Here is a 4,247-nt window from a genome sequence, read left to right as displayed (position 1 = left end):
GTTGGCATTTTCATCAACGACTACGGTATCTCGTACATCGGCCGCAATATCGTGCAGACGATGCGCCGCGACGTATTTGCCGCCTATCTGCGATTGCCGGCTCGCTTCTTCGGCGACGAGCACTCCGGTCAGCAGGTGTCGCGTATTACATACACCAGCGAGCAGGTGGCTTCCGCATCGACAGACGCGGTCAAGGTGGCGGTGACCGAAAGCCTGACGGTGATCGGCATGCTCTACGTCATGCTGAGCAGCAGCGCTTATCTGACCATGGCGCTATTCGTGATGGTGCCGGCGATCGTGCTGATCGTGACCGTGGTGAGCCGCCGTTACCGACAGATCAGCCGACGTATCCAGGGCACGATGGGAGCGGTCACAGGCACAGTGGAAGAATCGGTTGGCGCGCACCGGGAGGTACGCATCTACGGCGGCCAGGAGCATGAATCGAAGCGCTTCGAGGAAGTCACCACTTACAGTCGCCGCTTGAACCTCAAGGTGTCGGCTACCAGCGCGATGTCCAGTGCCACGGTGCAGACGGCGGCGGCATTTGCGCTTGCTTTGCTGGTTTACCTGGGCACCCGGCCGGACGAGATCGACAAGATCTCCCCCGGTGTATTCATTTCGGTGCTGACGGCGATGGGCGGCATGATGCCCTCGCTCAAGCGCCTGACCAATGTGCAGTCGAACGTGCAGCGCGGCCTGGCCGCCTGCGACGATCTGTTCGCGATCATCGATATGCCCCCTGAGGTCGACAACGGCACGCGCGTGCTCGATCGCACACAGGGCGACATCGTGTTCAAGGACGTGCGCCTGGTCTATCCACGCAACCAGTTCGAGGCCTTGCGTGGGATCGACCTGCAGTGTCGCCCGGGTACCGTCACTGCCTTGGTGGGCCGTTCGGGCAGCGGCAAGAGCAGCCTGGTCAGTCTGCTCCCACGTTTTTATGAGCCGAGCGCCGGGACGGTCATGCTGGACGGCGAGGATTATCAGAGTTACACCCTGGCCTCGTTGCGCCGGCAGATTGCATGGGTCGGCCAAAGTGTCGTGTTGTTCGATGGCACTATTGCCGACAATATCGCTTACGGCGAATTGGCGGGCGCCAGTGAGGCTGCCATTGTTGCGGCAGCCGAAGCGGCCAACGCGATGGAATTTATCGCCAAACTGTCCAACGGCATTCATACGCCGATCGGACAAGGTGGCAACATGCTTTCCGGCGGCCAGCGCCAGCGCATCGCGATTGCACGAGCCATCTTGAAGAACGCACCGATTCTGGTGCTGGACGAGGCGACCAGCGCACTCGATACCGAATCGGAGCGCTTGATTCAGCAGGCACTGCAGCGGCTGATGCGCGACCGCACCACTGTGGTGATTGCGCATCGCCTATCCACCATCGAGGGTGCCGACCAGATCGCGGTGATGGATCAGGGGCGCATTGTCGAACGCGGCAGGCACGCCGAATTGCTTGCGCTGGGCGGTCATTACGCGGCCCTGCATCGCATGCAGTTCCATGAGCGGCCGGGCGACTGAAGGGCTACGGCGATGGCGCTGGCCGATATGCTGCAAGCGGCCTGGTACGGACAGGGGCGTGCGCCCTGGTGGACCGGGCCGTTGAGCGCGCTCTATGGTGCTTTGTCCGGCCTGCGACGCATGCTGTATCGAAGCGGCGCCTTGTCTAGCGAGCGATTGCCCGTACCCGTACTGGTCATCGGCAATATCAGCGTAGGCGGCACCGGCAAGACGCCGTTGACCATCGCAGTGGCCGAAGCCTTGCGTCAGCACGGTTTTCGCCCTGGCGTGGTGAGCCGCGGTTACGGCGGTACGCAGCGTGAGCCTTTGTTGCTGGATGCGATGCCCGATCCGGCACGAGTCGGCGACGAGCCATGCCTGATCCGTGCCAGTGGCGTCGAGGTAGCCGTAGGACGCGATCGTCCAGCGGCCGCGCGCCTGTTGCTCGCGGCTGGCTGCGATGTGGTAATCGCCGACGATGGCCTGCAGCACTATCGGCTGGCGCGCGATATCGAGATCTGCGTGATCGATGGCGAACGACGCTTCGGCAATAGCCGGCTGTTGCCCGCCGGCCCCTTGCGCGAGCCCCTGCGGCGGCTGGAGACGGTGACGTTTCGAGTCTGCAACGGCGGTCGGCCTGGGCCTGCCGAGGTGCCCATGAAGCTCTCCGGTGGGGAGGCGCGCGGTTTGCTCGACTGCCATACGGTGCCGCTGGGTACCTTCGCAGGCCAGCCCGTACGTGCGGTCGCTGCGATCGGCAATCCACAGCGCTTTTTCGATAGCCTGCGCGGGCAGGGGCTCGACGTCGAGGCTCAGGCTTTCCCCGATCATCACGCCTATACCGCTGCGGAACTGGATTTTCCGGGTCGGCAGCCCCTGTTGATGACCGAGAAGGATGCCGTCAAATGCATGGCCTTCGCCAAGCCGCATTGGTGGGCGGTACCGGTTCGCGCACAGTTGCCTGACGATTTCCTGGTGGCGCTTGTCCGTCGCGTCCAGGCGGTTCGGCACTGAAGCGGCTGTCGTGGTTTATCATGGTGGCCTATATTGATCGCCATGTCCGCGGAGATGTCATGAGCCTTATCCACACGCCGGTGTCCTACGGCGAGCTGATCGACAAGATCACCATCCTCGAAATCAAGTCGCGTCAGATTACCGACCCTGCCAAGCTGGCGAATGTGCGCAACGAACTGGATTTGCTCAACGCCACGTGGGCCAACGATCCGGCTTCGAAGACCGATATTTCGCGCGAGCGTGCCGACCTGCTCAAGGTCAACGAGACCCTGTGGGATATCGAGGATCGCATCCGTCTCAAGGAAAAGGCACAGGCTTTCGATCGGGAGTTTATCGAGCTTGCCCGCGCGGTTTACTTCCGCAACGACGAGCGTGCCGCGTTCAAGCGCGAAATCAATCTCAAGCTTGGATCGCAGCTGGTGGAAGAGAAGTCGTACGAGAATTATAAGGCGTGAGGTCGGCGCTGAGCGCCTGTATCGATTTCAGCTTGCCAACGGTTGCCGAGAACTGCTCGACATCGCTCCGTACTGTCGCGAATGAAGTCGCTCCCACAGAAGCAGGTCATGCATTGCCTAGTGTTGCGGGAGCGGCTTCAGCCGCGACAGGCGTTACAAAGAAAATGGCCGGCTTTTACGCCATGCCTAAAAAAGCGGCGCATGCTTCGAAGCGCTCGATCACCTCGTCTACACCGATCAGGTCCATGACTCCGGGCTTTTCGATCTTGGTGCCCCATGGGATATCGCTGGCCGGCTTTCCGAGATATTTGCGGGCCGCTTCGTCGTACTTGTTCACGCACCAGCGGCGATCGGAATAGGGGCCGGAGCGGTCCGGGTTGCTGGCGGCATGCAGGCCCAGTACCTTGCAGCCGACCGTATTGGCCATATGCATCGGACCGGAATCGGGCGTCAGCAGCATCGGTGCGCGAGCGAGCATCGCCATCAATTGCTTGAGGGTGTCCTTGCCGGTGAGATCCAGCGGTGCATGCCGTGTGGCGGCGAGGATGCGATCGGCCATGGCCCGTTCGTTCGCCGAAGGGCCACCGACAAGCACGACACGCCAGCCTTTGGCGGCAGCATGATCCATGACTTTCGCGTAGCGCTCGCTGTCCCAGTTGCGTAAAGCATGGCTGGAGGTAGGGCTGACCAACAGCGTGGGGCGATCCCCAGGCAAATTCTGCGCAGCCCAGGCATGAGCTTCCTCGGCAACCGGAATATCCCAACGCACTTCGCGTTGTTTCAGCCCCAGCGGCTCGCAGAAACTGCCGATGGCTTCGAGGACGTGTTCACCGCTGCGCGCGGGAATACGCTCGTTGACGACCAGTCCATGCAAATCCTTGGCGCGCGCACGGTCATAGCCTATCCGGCGTTTGGCGCGTATGCCCAGGCTGAGCAGATTGGAGCGCAGGGCCACTTGCATCTGCAGCAGGGCATCGAAATGTTGCCCGCGTAACTGTTCGCGTACCGCCCGCATGCCGGCCCAGCCGGCACCTTTGTCGAAGGTGACGAAATCCACGCCGGCAAGGTCGCCGACCAGCTTGCGTTCGAGCTTGCCCACGATCCAGGTCAGGCGCGCTTGTGGCCAGGCCTGTTGCAGCGTGTGGACCAGCGGTACCACATGGGTGACATCACCGATGGCCGAGGTACGCAATAGGCAGATCGACGTGGGAGCGGACATAAGGCCTTAGGCTAGAATGGCGGGACGAGTTGAACCGGACATGATGATGCACGAAC

Annotated in this window: 4 protein-coding genes; 3 read left to right on the top strand and 1 reads right to left on the bottom strand. The window is 61.9% G+C overall.

All coding sequences use genetic code 11. The features are described 5' to 3' along the window. The 3 genes from msbA to VIM98_RS07380 form a co-directional block, all read left to right on the top strand. On the top strand, positions 1-1,524 hold a 1,524-nt coding region (msbA, locus tag VIM98_RS07390), incomplete at its 5' end, for a lipid A export permease/ATP-binding protein MsbA (protein ID WP_331992460.1). 12 nt (positions 1,525-1,536) lie between these two features. Then, on the top strand, positions 1,537-2,517 hold the full coding sequence (gene lpxK, locus VIM98_RS07385) for a tetraacyldisaccharide 4'-kinase (protein WP_331992459.1): 981 nt from the start codon (positions 1,537-1,539) through the stop codon (positions 2,515-2,517). 59 nt (positions 2,518-2,576) lie between these two features. After that, the gene (locus tag VIM98_RS07380; protein ID WP_331992458.1) at positions 2,577-2,972 is read left to right on the top strand and encodes a DUF6165 family protein; all 396 of its coding nucleotides are present in this window, start codon (positions 2,577-2,579) and stop codon (positions 2,970-2,972) included. Positions 2,973-3,147: 175 nt separating this feature from the next. Here the strand turns inward: VIM98_RS07380 and VIM98_RS07375 are convergent, their stop codons facing one another. Next, entirely contained in the window at positions 3,148-4,191 is a 1,044-nt protein-coding gene (locus VIM98_RS07375) for a glycosyltransferase family 9 protein (RefSeq protein WP_331992457.1), read from the bottom strand. Positions 4,192-4,247: the final 56 nt, after the last annotated feature.

Origin of the sequence: Dyella sp., from assembly GCF_036568765.1 — a bacterium.
Lineage (GTDB): Bacteria > Pseudomonadota > Gammaproteobacteria > Xanthomonadales > Rhodanobacteraceae > GSA-30.
This window is presented reverse-complemented; position numbering and strand designations above follow the sequence as displayed.

Coding starts and splice junctions, on each gene's coding strand:
- lpxK (WP_331992459.1), top strand. CDS start 1,537: ATGGCGCTGGCCGATATGCTGCAAGCGGCCTGGTACGGACAGGGGCGT.
- VIM98_RS07380 (WP_331992458.1), top strand. CDS start 2,577: ATGAGCCTTATCCACACGCCGGTGTCCTACGGCGAGCTGATCGACAAG.
- VIM98_RS07375 (WP_331992457.1), bottom strand. CDS start 4,191: ATGTCCGCTCCCACGTCGATCTGCCTATTGCGTACCTCGGCCATCGGT.